This is a genomic window from Polyangiaceae bacterium (genome assembly GCA_016715885.1).
GTDB lineage: Bacteria > Myxococcota_A > Polyangia > Polyangiales > Polyangiaceae > Polyangium.
The window spans coordinates 670,428-684,933 of sequence record JADJXL010000020.1; the positions used below are offsets into that span (position 1 = coordinate 670,428).

At 60.4% G+C, this 14,506-nt stretch carries 17 protein-coding genes and 3 pseudogenes; 6 read left to right on the forward strand and 14 right to left on the reverse strand.

The window, feature by feature from the left end; genetic code table 11:
- Positions 1 to 168 precede the first annotated feature (168 nt).
- From IPM54_28055 to IPM54_28080, 6 genes and pseudogenes are all read left to right on the forward strand, one after another.
- Positions 169 to 705 (forward strand): SRPBCC family protein, encoded by a 537-nt coding sequence (locus tag IPM54_28055; protein ID MBK9263647.1) that lies wholly within the window; start codon positions 169 to 171, stop codon positions 703 to 705.
- A 105-nt stretch (positions 706 to 810) separates the two neighbouring features.
- Complete coding sequence (locus IPM54_28060) at positions 811 to 1,110, forward strand: hypothetical protein (protein ID MBK9263648.1); 300 nt, start codon at positions 811 to 813, stop codon at positions 1,108 to 1,110.
- 5 nt (positions 1,111 to 1,115) lie between these two features.
- On the forward strand, positions 1,116 to 1,337 hold the full coding sequence (locus IPM54_28065; protein MBK9263649.1) for an HNH endonuclease: 222 nt from the start codon (positions 1,116 to 1,118) through the stop codon (positions 1,335 to 1,337).
- A gap of 840 nt (positions 1,338 to 2,177) precedes the next feature.
- Positions 2,178 to 3,422 (forward strand): sigma-70 family RNA polymerase sigma factor, encoded by a 1,245-nt coding sequence (locus tag IPM54_28070; protein ID MBK9263650.1) that lies wholly within the window; start codon positions 2,178 to 2,180, stop codon positions 3,420 to 3,422.
- A gap of 109 nt (positions 3,423 to 3,531) precedes the next feature.
- Positions 3,532 to 4,179, forward strand: coding sequence for a hypothetical protein (locus IPM54_28075; protein MBK9263651.1), 648 nt, complete (start codon positions 3,532 to 3,534; stop codon positions 4,177 to 4,179).
- A gap of 398 nt (positions 4,180 to 4,577) precedes the next feature.
- Positions 4,578 to 5,573 (forward strand): annotated as a pseudogene (locus IPM54_28080) (IS1 family transposase).
- A gap of 293 nt (positions 5,574 to 5,866) precedes the next feature.
- On the opposite strand, the gene IPM54_28085 reads toward IPM54_28080, so the two are convergent.
- The 14 genes and pseudogenes from IPM54_28085 to IPM54_28150 form a co-directional block, all read right to left on the reverse strand.
- A complete protein-coding gene (locus IPM54_28085; protein ID MBK9263652.1) occupies positions 5,867 to 7,177 on the reverse strand; it encodes a P63C domain-containing protein in 1,311 nt (436 codons plus the stop codon).
- A 152-nt stretch (positions 7,178 to 7,329) separates the two neighbouring features.
- Positions 7,330 to 7,869 (reverse strand): sigma-70 family RNA polymerase sigma factor, encoded by a 540-nt coding sequence (locus IPM54_28090; GenBank protein MBK9263653.1) that lies wholly within the window; start codon positions 7,867 to 7,869, stop codon positions 7,330 to 7,332.
- Between the two features lie 35 nt (positions 7,870 to 7,904).
- Entirely contained in the window at positions 7,905 to 8,204 is a 300-nt protein-coding gene (locus IPM54_28095) for a hypothetical protein (GenBank protein ID MBK9263654.1), read from the reverse strand.
- Positions 8,201 to 8,533 carry a transcriptional regulator gene (locus IPM54_28100; GenBank protein ID MBK9263655.1) on the reverse strand — a complete coding sequence of 111 codons (333 nt, stop codon included), beginning with the start codon at positions 8,531 to 8,533 and terminating at the stop codon, positions 8,201 to 8,203. The genes IPM54_28095 and IPM54_28100 overlap by 4 nt, the downstream gene beginning before the upstream one ends.
- 565 nt (positions 8,534 to 9,098) lie before the next feature.
- Complete coding sequence (locus IPM54_28105) at positions 9,099 to 9,896, reverse strand: PD-(D/E)XK nuclease domain-containing protein (GenBank protein ID MBK9263656.1); 798 nt, start codon at positions 9,894 to 9,896, stop codon at positions 9,099 to 9,101.
- A gap of 6 nt (positions 9,897 to 9,902) precedes the next feature.
- A pseudogene (locus IPM54_28110) lies at positions 9,903 to 10,049 on the reverse strand (AAA family ATPase).
- Positions 10,046 to 10,402 (reverse strand): AAA family ATPase, encoded by a 357-nt coding sequence (locus IPM54_28115; GenBank protein MBK9263657.1) that lies wholly within the window; start codon positions 10,400 to 10,402, stop codon positions 10,046 to 10,048. Before IPM54_28115 ends, IPM54_28110 begins: the two are co-directional and overlap by 4 nt.
- A 52-nt stretch (positions 10,403 to 10,454) precedes the next feature.
- Positions 10,455 to 10,769: an AAA family ATPase gene (locus IPM54_28120; protein ID MBK9263658.1), complete on the reverse strand. Its 315-nt coding sequence runs from the start codon at positions 10,767 to 10,769 to the stop codon at positions 10,455 to 10,457.
- A 150-nt stretch (positions 10,770 to 10,919) separates the two neighbouring features.
- Positions 10,920 to 12,267, reverse strand: a pseudogene (locus tag IPM54_28125) (HlyC/CorC family transporter).
- Between the two features lie 127 nt (positions 12,268 to 12,394).
- Positions 12,395 to 12,748, reverse strand: coding sequence for a hypothetical protein (locus IPM54_28130; protein ID MBK9263659.1), 354 nt, complete (start codon positions 12,746 to 12,748; stop codon positions 12,395 to 12,397).
- Positions 12,673 to 13,347 (reverse strand): HAMP domain-containing protein, encoded by a 675-nt coding sequence (locus tag IPM54_28135; GenBank protein MBK9263660.1) that lies wholly within the window; start codon positions 13,345 to 13,347, stop codon positions 12,673 to 12,675. The genes IPM54_28130 and IPM54_28135 overlap by 76 nt, the downstream gene beginning before the upstream one ends.
- Positions 13,348 to 13,355: 8 nt before the next feature.
- Positions 13,356 to 13,820 (reverse strand): hypothetical protein, encoded by a 465-nt coding sequence (locus tag IPM54_28140; protein MBK9263661.1) that lies wholly within the window; start codon positions 13,818 to 13,820, stop codon positions 13,356 to 13,358.
- On the reverse strand, positions 13,817 to 13,951 hold the full coding sequence (locus tag IPM54_28145) for a winged helix-turn-helix domain-containing protein (protein MBK9263662.1): 135 nt from the start codon (positions 13,949 to 13,951) through the stop codon (positions 13,817 to 13,819). Before IPM54_28145 ends, IPM54_28140 begins: the two co-directional genes overlap by 4 nt.
- Positions 13,948 to 14,481, reverse strand: a complete 534-nt coding sequence (locus IPM54_28150) for a response regulator transcription factor (GenBank protein MBK9263663.1) — start codon at positions 14,479 to 14,481, stop codon at positions 13,948 to 13,950. The genes IPM54_28145 and IPM54_28150 overlap by 4 nt, the downstream gene beginning before the upstream one ends.
- Positions 14,482 to 14,506: the final 25 nt, after the last annotated feature.

Below are 14,506 nucleotides of genomic sequence, written 5' to 3' on the forward strand. Positions count from 1 at the left end.
GCAGCCTCGTTCGTATGGATCATTCTTTCGAGCGGTCGTCAACGCATTTTTGGCATCGAGCAGGGTCCTCGCACGACGACCGAGCGCCGGTAGTCGTCCCTACGCAGGTTGGCAGAATATTTTGCACCGCCTCGTTTTCGTATACAGTTCGTCGCGGTGGGTCGAAGGATGAAAAAGATACTCAAGTACATCGGCATGGGTTTTGGTGGTCTCGTCGTGTTGCTCGTCGTCGTCGGCTTGTTTTTGCCTCGCGAGTGGAGCGTCGAGCGTTCGGTTGTCATCAATGCGCCTTCCGAGCGCATTCATCCGTTCATTGTCAAGTTGCCTGCGTGGCAAGAGTGGGCTGCGTGGAACAAGGGGATGGATCCGGACGTGAAATACGAATATTCGGGTCCCGCGGAAGGCGTGGGCGCGACGTGGTCTTGGAATGGCCCGAAGATGGGCAAGGGCAAGATGATCATCACGTCTGCCGATCCGGCCAAAGGCATCACGGTGGACGAAGCCATCGAGACGGACGAAATCAACGCGCACGGGTCATTTGCATATGCGGCCGAAGGCGCCGGAACGCGCGTGACTTGGACCGATCGCGGCACGCTGCCGCCGGTCATTGGGGGATACTTCCGCGGTCAAATCAACGACATGCTCGGGGAGCATTTTCAGACGGGGTTGACCAAGCTGAAAGAGGTCGTGGAAAAGGCGCCGTGAATGGGGGGTGGCGCGTCCCCAAGGTGCCAACCACTTTTGAGGGCGTAACGCGCCCAACCCGCTTCCCAAGGTGCCAACCACTTTTGGACCGGTGAGGCCTAGCGCATGACGACGTACCCGTGGTACGGTGCGGGCGTGAAGTCCGCAGACGCCGCGATTCTTGGCCGCATCTTCAAGCCCGACGGCGAGGACTTCTCGCCTGAAGTCGCTCGTTCGCTCTTGAAGCTCGAGTTCGATGCGCAGGATCTCGCCCGGATGCACGAGCTCGCCGTACGGGGCCAAGCCGGTCACTTGACCCCGGCCGAGGAGAGCGAGCTCGAAAGCTACCGTCGCATCGGCCGATTGCTGGAGCTCATGCGCTCGAAGGCGCGAAGCTCGCTCGCTCGGGCGGGTCTGGCTGCCTAAATCCGATGGACGCGTCACTCATGGCGCTCGTCCGGAAGCGGGCGCGCTCGCAATGCGAATATTGTCGACTTCCCGCGGCATTTTCAGCGATCCCATTCGAGATCGATCACGTCCTCGCGCAGAAGCACGGTGGCCTGACGCACGAGCAGAACCTTGCGTTATCGTGCTTTTATTGCAACAGCCACAAGGGGTCCCGCGATCCGAGAACATACTCGCCGCGCGCGTGATCCGAGCGCTCGCGCCTTTCGGCGTCATCCGCAAGATCGGCCGCTCGAAGAATCATCCCAATCATCCCGGAACCCAATCATCCCAATCATCCGGGGCTCTGATTTCGCCCGTCAACCTGGTTCCGGGCTCTTGCCACGCGCCCATGTAGAGTCATGCGGCCGCGGACGTGACGATCATCCGCACGGGCCGGAACCCGCCGGCGGGGTGCAGGACCAGCTCTCGTCAACGAGCCTGCACTCAAACGACTCGTTGCTATAGGTCATCTTCTCGGAGGCGCAGTCGGCATCCACACGGCACTCCTGGCCGGCGCCGTAACACCCGAGTCGGCCGCGAGGCCGGTCGCACGAGTCGATATCAACGCTCAATCCGCACAGCCCCTCGCTGCACTCGCCCGATGCCGCACACGTCGCAGGAATACACTGCGCCCGGCCTCCGACGACGCCTGCGCAGGCGCAGACCTTGCCGAGATCGCAATCGGCGTCGGTCGCGCAACCGTACGAGCACTCGCAGTCTCCGAATGGGGAGTTTGAACAGGACCCGTAGGGACGCTCGTTGCAATCGACGTCGGTCGCGCACTGGGGTATGTTGTTGCTCAGTTTTTGGCAGGTCCCTGGAGTCGCTGGGGCCACGCACGTCACGGCCTGGGCTCGATGCACGAACCCATCCGCGCAGTTCATGAACCCACTCTCGGTCGTCGTGCCCGCCTGGAGGATGGGCTCCGGATCGGCGCACGCGCTCGGGGAGCTACACCCACACGCGAGCAGACCACAGGACAACACCGAAATCCCCAGGAGGCGAAGCTCGTTGCGCATGAGTTCTATTAGCAGCCCGTCCCCAAGGTGCCCACCACTTTTGAGGGCGTAACGCGCCCGACCCGCTTCTCGGTGCGAGGTCAAGCGGGTCACTCGAGTCCGGCCGAGGAGCGCAAGTTCGAAAGCTGGCCGCCGCGGTTTGGCTTGTCGCCCAAAGACTACAATCGGTTGGTGCGCATGATGCTGGCGGTGGTGCGGCGTATCGGTTGTCATGACCATGTCACTCCAATGGATGTCGTGCAAGATGCGTTTGTCCTCGCATTATACAAACCCGTGGACCAAAGGCCAAGTGTTGCGCATGAAAAACGATTTTTCGGTTGGATGTGTGCGCTTGCAGAATGTGCTGCCCTAACGAACCGCCATTCGAAACATCAGCGTGTCCATCAATCCGCCGTTACGCATGAATTGCTCGAGGCGGTGTGTGTCGCGACCGCTTATCCTGCGAACGTCGAGCTACAGAAACCATTGCGCCACGCAATCGAGTCGCTCGGTACAGGCGAGCGTGCGCTCATCGAGGCGCATTTGATCGACGACAAGACCATCAAGGAAATGGCAGACGAAGAGGGACTGCCTTGGAGCACGGCGAAATCTCGTTATGAAAGCGCCCTTCGTAGCTTGCGGGATGCTTTTTTCGGTTCCGGGCGTCGCATTCGAAAAGGTTGCATCTCCATCATCGCTGCCCTCGTGCTGTTCGCGCGCCAAGCACGTGCGCAATGCATCGATCTTGCACAGCATGCGCCGCGGTGGCTTGGTCGGTCGATCGCGCAAACGACGTACGCGGGCGGCATGGCCATGGTATGTGGTGCCGCCCTGCCAACCGCGGGAGATGCCTTCGTGACGGGTAAGAATGAGCCGACGATGTCGATGCAAATGCCGGCACGCGCATCAACCTCGACCGCCGCAACGGACTCGACGCCGTTGATGCCAACGGATACGATCGTTTCGACAAACGATGCTGTCATCCCGGTCGGTCCACCGCCGAGCCTTGACGCGTCTGCGACAGCATGCTCCTCTGAGGACATGAAAACGACGAAGATCCTAGGGCATGCTTCCGGACTTATCGTGCCGTTCGGATTCTTGTTGAGCTCAGCGCTAACCAACGTCGCGTGCACCGGTGCAACGCAGCAGTCCAAGGTTTGCGAAACGCCGGATGAGCCGGGCTACAGTTGCGATGAGCATTACCGGCATATGTGCGAAAATCTAACGATGCGTGGCACGCCGTGCCCCGACAAGCAAGACTGGTTCCGCAGTCAGATGCCCGAGTGTGTGTGACGGGCAATGCGGAGAACTGACCGTCGCTCGACGAACTGCAACAAAATAGTTGCCCCCATCTCCATCCGCCATGTAGTCTCGCCTAGTACCCATCGAAAGGAGAGCCTGGATGCGACGATTACGTGATACCGACGGCAGGGACCAGCACAAGCGAGCCGCTCGCGGTCACATGGGCAAGCTCACGCTCGGCGGCAGCGCCATTCATCAAACGCTTCACGCCGAAATGAAGGTCCGCTACGAATCGCTCAAAGAACGCGAGCGCGCCCATGACGACGCAAAAGACGCCGCCGTGGAAGCCTCGGCCATTTGCGATTTCACCGAGCAGATGTTGGAAAACGTCATCCGCGACATCGACGCGGACCTGGGCAAGCTCGATAGGGCCGAACCCGAACGTAATGCGCGCGCCACGGTCTTTCCCGAAGGTTTCGGCAAAGAAATCGACCCCGATGGCGCATCGCAGCTCGATAACCTGCCCACGCTGCGAGGGCGCATCGAACAGGTCGGGCCACACCCCGTCGTGACAGAAACGCTCGCCAAGTTCGATGCCGCGGTGGAAACGTTCAAAACGGCCCTCAAATCCGAAGAATCTGCGGAAGCGCTCGAAGAATCGCTCTTCCAAGAGGAACTGCAAGCTCGGAAAGCCATTCGCGAACAGCTCGAAGTCGCGTACGGCAAATTGCGCGCGCATTACAAGGCCAACCCGCGCAAGGCCGAAGACTTTTTCCTGCGCGAAGGCTCGCGCCGCAAGCCCAAATAAAGGCTCCACGCAGTCGGACCGAGCATTCCTTCGACAGGTACTGATCAAACTTGATCAACCCGGTTCGGCAAGGCAAACCCTCCCACCTCCCGCCACTCCCATCGAGTCGGATGTCGCCAACCTGAACACTTGATCGGCTGACGACAATCGTCCGAGCGCCAAACAAACCGCTTGACCTTGTTTCAATGGCGTTTCGCGCGAGTGTTTTACCACGACGAACCTGCCACGCTATGACACCGTGTCCTAGCGCCGCGGACAACCATCGCAAATCCTTCGTTTGATGCTAGATTCTTCATCGGTTCGCTTGCTTGGACGCTCGCGATGGTCGCGGCGATGGGAGCAAGCTCGATGGGGCGTCGCCTGGCCAACATTTTGCCGCCAGAAAGCGTGTCGATGTTGTGCGCCACCTTGTGGAAGGTGCGAGCGTGCGTGCGACGTCGCGGCTCACGGACGTGTCGATCCCGACGGTGCTTTCGACGCTGCTCCGAATGGGCGCGGGATGCGACAGCTTGCACAATGCAATCGTGCGAGATCTCGACATTCGCGAGATCGAATGCGACGAGATCTGGTCATACGTGCAAAAGAAGCAGGCACGCTTGACCGAGAAAGACCCCATCGAATTCGGCGATGCGTACACGTTCCTCGGGATGGCGCGCACGAAGAAGCTCATCATCTCGTACGTCGTGGGGAAGCGCGACGAAGTGTCGACGAAGCTGTTCACGAACGACTTGCGTGCTCGGCTCGTGACGATTCCCGAGATCTCGACGGACGGATGGCAGAGCTACCAGACTGCCGTTGGACAGAGCTTTGGCGGATCGGTCGACCATGCCATCATCCAGAAGAATTACAGCCGCAAGGGCCGTCCCGATGGCGTGAAGCACGACCACCGCTACGAACCGCCCCGTGACCCGTTCATCACGAAGCAGGTTGGCCACGGTGCACCGGATCTGAAACGCGCTTCGACGTCGCATATCGAACGCGCCAACCTCACGGTGCGCATGCACGTGCGTCGGTTTACGCGGCTCTGCAATGGCTTCTCCAAGAAGATCGAGCATCACCGCGCGGCGGTATCATTGCACGTCGCCTGGTACAACTTCGTGCGCGTGCACGAGACCTTGCGCGTGACGCCCGCCATGGAGGCGGGGATCACGGATCACGTGTGGACGGTGCACGAGCTTGTCGAGCGTGCCCTTGCGGCAGAGCCTTGCGCGGCTCCTGAGCCGAAGCCGCTCGCCCCGCCCGCGCCACCTCCCGGCGAAGCAAAGCCCACGGCGCGCGAGCTTCCGAATGGGCGCGGATGGCTGCGCGTCGTGCAAGGGGGCAAGAGCCCACAGAACGACGCTCCCAAGGCGCCTACGCCGCCCGTAGCGCCCGCGGCGAAACCCGTCGTGGAAGCGCCCGTCATCGTGGAAGAACCTGCCAAGGTGACGCCCGCACCCGTCGCCAAGCCTGCTACGGCATCGACGGTAACAGCCGCGACCCCGGTCAAGCTCGTGCCAAGGCGATGGGAGCAGCTAGATCTCTTTGGTGGGAGCCGAGTGGAGACGCGGGCGTTTGGGGGCGATGACGAGGACGATTGTCCGTACTAGGGCGAGACGAACCCGACCATCATCAAAATCCGCATCCGTATGGGCGTTAGATGCAGTCAAACACCCATACGGATGACGGTCAGGTACACGCGAGTACATCAGCCCGGAGTGCTGGGAAGGTGCCAAAGCCGCAGACTATCCCGCTCGACAAGCCCATCCCTCCTCATTCGTTCGAGGAGCTTCCTAGTGTTTTGTGAAACGTTCCTGGCTTCGCGCGAATCGCCGCGTCCGTTGTGCCCATAGACGGCGAGCGCCAAGGTCTCAACAGAGGCAGGGCCATTTGTGCGGAGCACATACAGAACTTTCTCGCTCGGCCTCGCCTCGACCGCGATCAGCGGCACACCGTTGACGTGCTCAAGCATCGGTGGCGCTGGTACGTCAACGGTGTCCACTTCTGCTGGCAACATTGGCGGGTTGACCGTCTCGACGATTAGCAACTGATCTCCAGTCATCGGGAACGCGACCTTGAACATGTCATCAAAATGCTGCTTACCAGACGCGACAGACATCAGCGTGGTGACGGATGCGAGGTGTCGGTCGACGGTCGGCTCGCCAAGTGCCTCGCTCAGGAACTGGAAAAGCTTGTGCCTTCGGCGCTTATTGATGACCGGGTTTAGGGCGCGCAACTTTTCGAGCACGCCAGGTGGCAATCGCTCGTACACGTACTTGTTGATGAACTTGCCAACGTACCTTGGCCCCTGCGTGACGCCAGGCTGGTACTGCCATCCATGGATGCGGTATATTTGCTTGAAGAACGTGTCTGGGAACAGCCTGACCCATGGGCGCATGTCTTCCACGACATAGGCTTCAACGAGCCTCTGAAGCTCTTCGCTGGCACGGTCGGCCTGGTAACCTGTCGCCTCATCGATCAACGCGACGATCCCGACCCTGGCGAAGGCCCGCATGACAGCCTCTGCGCCATCAGCCACGCGAAGCTGATTCGGCCGAAGCACACCAGCAGCCCGCGCTTCCAAGAGCGTGTCACAGATGAGCGCTAGGATGTCGGCCAAGTAGCCGTAGGCTAGTGATCCGCCACCCATCGGCATAAACTGAATCGTGTTGGTGAGCCGGTCGCGGAGTTCGGGAGAGATATGCGGCTGGAGGTTGTTTGCGGACAAGAACTCGGGGACTGGTGTTCCGTCGGCGAGCGTCGTGCGGCTCTTACCACCAGTCTTAAACGCGCGAAGAAGACCGTTGACAGAGAAAACTCGCTTATGGTTGTCGAGTACGGAGCACGGGATCCCATCGCCAATCTTCAGGACGCCGGTATGTGTTTCACGTGGCAGCCCCTTCACTTTCGCCCACCGCTCGACGGCTGCTTGTGCAGCGATGCGCTTCCGCTCTTCGGGACTCATTGCCGCCGCGCGCGCCTTGCCGCCACGCGCTGCCCTGCTCTTTGTGTCGCTCATGTTTGTGCCTTTCTGCTCCAGATTTAAGCAAGCATGCGTATAGCATGGAGAGCAAGCACAAAGCAAGCATCGGTGGAACAATGGAGCAAGCATCTCATGGAATGGCGCGAATCATTGGCGATTTGGCACTAGGCTGCGATCACCCCGACTCGTTACCGCCTTCCCTTGCGCTTCCACGGCGTAGCCGGTACGGGCTGCGGCGGTTCGCGCCAGTGCCCAGCATCGACGTCCTTTGCCCACTTCCGCGCTTGCTCGCGTCGTGACCAGAAGGTGCTTTTCGGCAACCCTTCGCGCCGCTCGGGATACGGACCATCGAGCACGACGAGCAAGATCCGAGCAACGTCGGGATGCATCGCGATCCGCTGCAACGAGTCGCGCGCTTCCAAGCATGCGTCGGGATTCGGTCCAACCATGTCGGGCATCTCGTTGCAGAGCAGTTCGCGCCACGTCGATTGCTTGCGGCTATGGTTGCGCCAAGCGTTCCAAGCGACTTGGAACATGAAGCCTAGCAAGGCGTCTTCGGGACGGTTGTAGCGGTCCCCTAGAACGCGCTGTTCGACAATGGCTTGCCACGTGATGATTTCGACATCCTGGCAGAAGTCTTCAATGTCCCCATCGGGACAGCGCCAACGATGGAGCGCGGCTCGTATCGAAGGACGAAGGGCGCGAGTTTCCTCGGGAGTCGCGTCCACGATGCGATTCCCGGCAAGGTTTATGCGGTATCGCATCACTTGCCCCCGATCGCTTTGACGCCGCGGTCGGCAACGACGAATCGACCATCGAGCGCGACGTCAAGCGCAAGGCCCGTCGCTTTTGCCACGGCGCGAGCAAGCGCAAGGTTTCCAGGCTCGTCGTCGTGGTAGAACCCTTCAATCGACTTGCGACGGATACGGGTCACGCGAGCAACGGCGATCCATGAGCCGTGAATGCGGTACAGAACGCGCAGCAATACGCGCACTTGCGACCGCTGCATTTCGGTCATGTCCTTGCCACGATGGGGACGGGCGCGATAAGGGGATGTGTTCATCGCGCCCCCTTTCGTGCGCCGCATGTCGGGCAGACATCGACGGATGCTAGCGGTCCAATGAGTTGATCGACCGTCATTCCAACGGCGCGAGCAATGGCGACGGCAAACGCGTACGAGACCTTCGACGTGCTTCCGACATGATGAAGGGAATGCTTCGGGACACCGACGACGACGGCAAGGCACTCGTACGAACCGAATGCGCGGGCAAGGTTGCGAACGGCTGCGCGGAGACGCGTTCGTTCGGCAGACGTAAGGCTCAAACGTGGGTTCTTGCGACGACGTGCACGTTTTTCTTGCCCCTCTTTCGGGGGTTCGACTAGACGCAGCATTGGGTTGCGACCTCGTTCGGGAGGTTGTGGCCAAGTCGCCCTTGGGGGTTTCCAGATCCCCAGGGGCGGCGCTCTTTCGAGCACGCGCATCTTGCGCGTCGTTTTTCGCCGTGTCTACCGACCGATCGCAAACTTGATCAGTCGGGGCCAAACTTGATCAGCACCCTTCGACACGCTAGTCGCTCCCAAATCTCGGAGCGGTGCTTCTTCCGGACGCCGACACGTTCCCCAATCGTCCCACCGCACGTTTTCGACGCCAGGTGCTCATTCCGAAATCTCGGAGCGTCGTTTCCTCCGGAGGTCGCGCGGGTCCGACAAAGTGGAGCGATGTTTCCTCCGAGCGCGCGACGGCTCCGGCTTTTTGCAATGCGACTTTTTTTGCGTGCGGGTGCGATTCCCAAATGTCGGAGCGGTGATTCTTCCGGGGGTGTGACGCGTTCCGACATGTGGGAACGATATTTTTCGGGCGGGTGTAGCGCTCCGACGAATTGGGGCCCCTGCCCTTCGGCGCATCGAGCCACCCGTCCACATCAGGACCCTCGCCGCTTACCCCTCCATTCGCCGCTCACCCCGCCGGCTGTCCCAACACGTCGTCCACGCGCCGCACCCACGTCTGCTTGCCATCGAACGTCATGACGTATTCGTACACCGGCGATGCACCCGCGGCAGCAAGCTCGGCCGCATAACGCAGCTTGCGCACCTGCATTGCACCTTCCTTCAGGATGTCGTCCACGGTTTTTCGTTTGCTGCCGAGCGTCTTGAATTCGATGACCACGCCCGGGCGCCCCGCCGTCTTGGGCCGCATGATCATGTCCGCTCGACCATAACCGGCTTCGCGATTGGAGCGGATTTCGTATTGTTTCTCCAAATGCACCAAAAGCCCCAGAATGAATCCATGATAAAGCTTTTCCGGCTCGGCGCCCGCCGGATCGAAATACGACATTGCCGTCAATAAAATGCGCTGCAAGTTCTCTTCGACGGTCGCTGCATCTCCCGTCACGAGCGCGTCGACGAGGACCTTGGTACTGTTCGACGTGGGATCGGCTTTGGCTAGCCAGAGCTTGAACATCGAACGATAAACGGTGCGCACTTCGATGTTCGGAATGGCCAGCTTGCCCGTGTATTCGCCCATGTCCAGCGTCAAGTCGACGACTTTCAGATAGCCGGCGAAGAGCAAAAAATTCCAAAATGCATCAGGAATTCGCTCGATGTCTCGCAAAACGATGTTCGATTCGATCTGAACGTCGATGGTCCCACCATTGAGCAGCACCGCAGACTTTTCCGATAAACCCAGGCCCTGCTTCAGCGCCAGCCGCTCGATGAGGTCGTTCGACGCCGTGTTGACCCAATACGGCTCGAGCACTCCGTGCTTGATGTAATGCAGGATGGACCAGGGATTGTAGATGACGTGCCCGCCAAAGATGTAGCCATTGTACCACGACCGAACTTCCTCGAGCCGCGACGGATCGACGATGGAGGCGATTTCTTCTTCCGTAAAGCCGAAAATACCTGCTATACGGCTCGCGAATGATGGAGATAAACATCGATATGGTTGAGCCCCGAGAACATGTTTTCTCGTGAGACGCGCAAATGCCCGTGAGCACCGCCCTGAAGAGCGAACTGTTGTCTTTGAGGCACGCCGACAAAAGTTCCGAAAAATAGCACGATGTCATCGAAAGCCATTCCAGAATAACCCGATTGCACCGGCGTGTCGTATTCGTCGATCAGAATGACGACACGTTGACCGTAGTGCGCATGAAGCGCCGCGACAACCAATCGAACGAATACTGAAGCTCGTCGTCGGTGACCGTGCCGCTCAGTACGCGCTGAAATGGTCCATGCCCGAAGGGTCGAGCTTGTTCTCGTCAAGAAGGTGGCGGTATGCTTGGAACGCCTTTTTCGATTTGTTGACGAATGCCGGTCATGGCCCCGCCAGCGTCTTGGCCTTTACGTCTTTGAACGTGACGAAAACGACCGGATATTTTTGAAAGTGCGCCATGGCGTCGGGGTTCTTCGTCACCTCGAGCCCATCGAACAAGTGCGATAAATCTTCGTGCGATTTGCACAGGAAGTACAAGAGCATCGAGAGGTTGAGCGTCTTGCCAAACCTCCGCGGACGCGGAAAAAGCAGCACCTTGCTAGAGTCGTCGAGGACTTCGGTGATGAAGCTGGTCTTGTCGACGTAGCTGAACCCCGCTTCGCGCAGCTCGCGAAAAATCCGAGTAACCGATGGCAGGACGAGCCTTCTTCATGGTTTTGCCCCAGGACGCGCCACGCACTGTTGCCCGATGCGCATCCGATGTCAAGCGAACGCGCATATGCATGAGGGCGAAAGGCAAAGGTGCCGCACATGTCGATGCACGCTCCAAGCCCATTTTCGAGCGGGTCATTCCGACTCTGCGTGTGGCTTTCGTGGATAGACCCGCACGATGCGAACATGGCGCCGGGTGCCGTCGACGATTTCGATGACCGTTCCATCGGGCGCTGCAAGACGTTCTCCCATTTCGGGGATGCGTCGAGCGAGGCACAAGCAGAGTCCAGCCATCGTCGAATAACTTTCTCCGATGGGCAAATCAATTCGAGCGCTCGATTGACGTCGCGCACGGGGACACTTCCTTGCACGAGAAAGGTGCCGTCGGGCTCTATGCGAATCGCCTCGGGTGCTGGAGGCTCGTGCTCGCTGAATACGTCGCCCAAAAGCTCCTCGACCAAGTCTTCGAGGGTGACGATGCCGCTCGTGGTCCCATTCTCATCGACGACGATGGCGATTTGGGTTTTCCGCTTTTTCATTTCGTCGAGGAGCGTCAATGCGGGCGTGGGTTCGGCGACGACGTACGCAGGCCGGACGACATCGGCGACGGTAAACGAGGCGCCATCACCAGACCGAGCGAAGACATCCTTGGCATTGACGTATCCGAGCAAGTGGTCGAGGGTGCCTTCGTATACGGGCATTCGCGTGTGGGCATGGCGAGCGACGACGTTGCGGACGTCGTCGAGGGACGCGTCGCGCGGGAGGGCGATGACGCGGGTGCGGGGGACCATGATTTGGACGGCGGATAGTTCGGGGAAGTCGAGTGCACGGGCGGCCATTTCGCCGGCTGCTGGATCGAGCGAGCCGGTCTTGGCTGCTTCGCCGACGAGCTGTCGGAGCTCTTCGGGCGAGAGGCGGGCTTCGGTGAAGGTGGTGCGATCGCCGAAGAGGCGGAGGAAAACGTTGGAGCTTGCGGTGAGAAACCAGACGAAGGGGCGAGCAATCCACGCGAGCCAAAGAAGAGGCTTGCCGATGATGAGCGCGTAGCCTTCGGCGTAGCGCAATGCGAGGGACTTGGGGACGAGCTCGCCGATGACGAGGGACAAGTAGGACACGAAGACGACGACGACAGCGATGGAGGAGAGGGTATCGGCGTGGTCTGCGAGCCAGGAGCTCGTGCGAAGAAAGGCTCGATGTCCTTGGCAAAGGTGGCTCCACCGAAGGCTCCGGCGAGGGCACCGATGACGGTGATGCCAATTTGGACGGTGGCGAGGAAGCGTTCGGGGTCGTCTCGGAGGGCCTTGACGGAGCGAGCACCGGGGCGTTTTTCGGCGACGAGCTGATCGAGGCGTGACGAGCGTAGGGCCACGACGGCGATCTCGGCGCCGGCGAAGATGCCGTTGATGAGCACCAGGACGAGGATGACGAGGATTTCGGTGAGGATGGTGCCCTCCTGCGTGGTCGAACGCGACGACCATGGAATACAACGGCGCCCGAAGGTGCCAACCACTTTTGAAGGTGCCAACCACTTTTGAGCGCGTTGGCCGGGTCACGCTCCAAAGGCCCGGCCCTACCCAAAGGTGCCAACCACTTTTGAGCGCGTTGGCGGGTCACCCGTCCCCAAAGGTGCCAACCACTTTTGAGCGCGTTGCCCGGGTCACACCTCCCCAAAGGTGCCGTGCCCGGCCGCCAAACGAATGACAAACGACTGCCCTTTCACACGGACGCATCGAGCTGCACGTCGCCGCCGTGCGATCGCGCAATTTGCTGTGCGATGGGTAATCCAAGCCCCGCTCCTGGCATGTCTTCCGCCCGTTCGTGTACGCCTCGGTAGAACGGCTCGAAGATGCGCTCACGCTCGGGCTCTGTGATCCCGGCCCTTCATCGCTCACCGAAACCTCGACCATATCGCCATGGTCCTCGACCACAACCTCGACCCTTCCTCCTTTCGGCGAATGTCGCACGGCATTTTCGATGAGGTTGCGGAACATCTTTCGATGTTGCGCGAATGCCCCATCACGCTCACCGCCGCCCCGCGCACCTCGATCGTCGTGTCCCGCTCTTTGGCTTCCCAAGCGACCGCATCCGTCGCAGCATGCACACGCTGCAAAACGTCGACAGCTTCCGGCGGGTCACGCACGTCGGATCCAAGTCGCGCAAGCGCCAGCAAGTCTTCCGTCACGAGCTTCAATCGTCGCGCCGCATCATGCGCTTCTTCAATCGCTTTGCGGTACGTTTCCGCATCACGCGCTTTACGTAAAGCATGCGACAGCTCGCCGTACAGCGTCGTCAACGGCGACCGCAATTCATGCGCTGCCTGCGCAATGAAACGCTGTTGTGATGCGACCAGCACATCGAGCCGCTCGATCATTTCATTGATGTCTCGACCAAGCTGCGCGGTCTCCGCGTCACCCGAGCGCGTTGCGACACGCGCCGCAAGATCACCCGCCGCAACCCGACGAACGACCAGCGTAATCGCCTCGTGCTCACGCGTGAGTCGTCGCACGATCCACGTGGCGAGCAGCACCGACCACGCCACGGCCACGAAAAACACGGTCACCATGGCTCGCGTCAGAACGATGCGTCGCCATCCAGGTCCGTTCGCGGCGCCGCAAGCAGTAGCCGAGTGCCCGGATGATTCGGAATCGGCACCAGGACGCCTCGCAAGTGCTCACCGCGAAACCAAGATCGAAACACGCATTGGATCCTGGCCCTAAGCGTCTCCAGCGGCGGCGGCGAACCATTGAATGTCGGCGTGATGGCGAGCACTTGGCCATTTTCCCCGAATATCGCTCCATACTTCGTCAATGGCCCAACGTCGTTCGCGGCAGGCCCCGGCCGGTCGCTGATCGCAAGCTCGTCACCACCAAGCGCCGATGCTTCACGCGCCTCCTCCGCAGCCTCCGCACGCAGCGCCTCGTCGAGCTGTTGCTGCTGGAACGCATTGACCGCAATCGAAATGGCCATCAGCGCCCCGCCGAGCGTCGCGACGGTCATCACCGAGACCGCACCTACGAAACGCCTCCGAAAACTCATGCCCCCCGCTCCGCACGCAAGCGATAACCCACGCCACGAACGGTCTCGATCATCCACGAAAACTCACCCAGCTTGTCGCGCAGACGACTCACGTGGACCTCGACGAGATTCGTACCAGGGTCGAACTTCATCTCCCAAACATGCGAGAAGCTCGGATTTCGGTACGACCCGCTCCACGATGCGCAAGGTGCAAGAGCAACGTGTACTCGCGCGTCGTGAGGTCCAGCGAAGCGCCTCGAAGCAGCACGCGACGATGCATGCGGTCGATCTCGATCTCTCCGCACACGAGCTTCGAGAACGCCGACGAACGACGCACGAGCGCCTTGATACGCGCAAGCAGCTCCTCCACCTCGAAAGGTTTCGTCACGTAGTCGTCGGCCCCCGTTTCGAGCCCCAACACGCGCTCACGAACTTCTCCGCGTGCAGTGAGCATCAGGATCGGCATCGCAAAACCCGTACGGCGAAGCGTGCGACACACCGAGAGCCCATCGAGGTCCGGTAGCATCCAGTCGAGCAGGATCAGGTCGTACATCCCTGCCTGAGCTTGCGCGATGGCGTCCGCGCCGCTCGAGCACAGGTCCACCATGTAGCCCTCTTCGACGAGCACCCGGGAAACGAAGCGCGCGACTTTCACATCGTCCTCGACGACGAGTACCTTCATGGGACGCCAGAGGTAGCAGATTTCG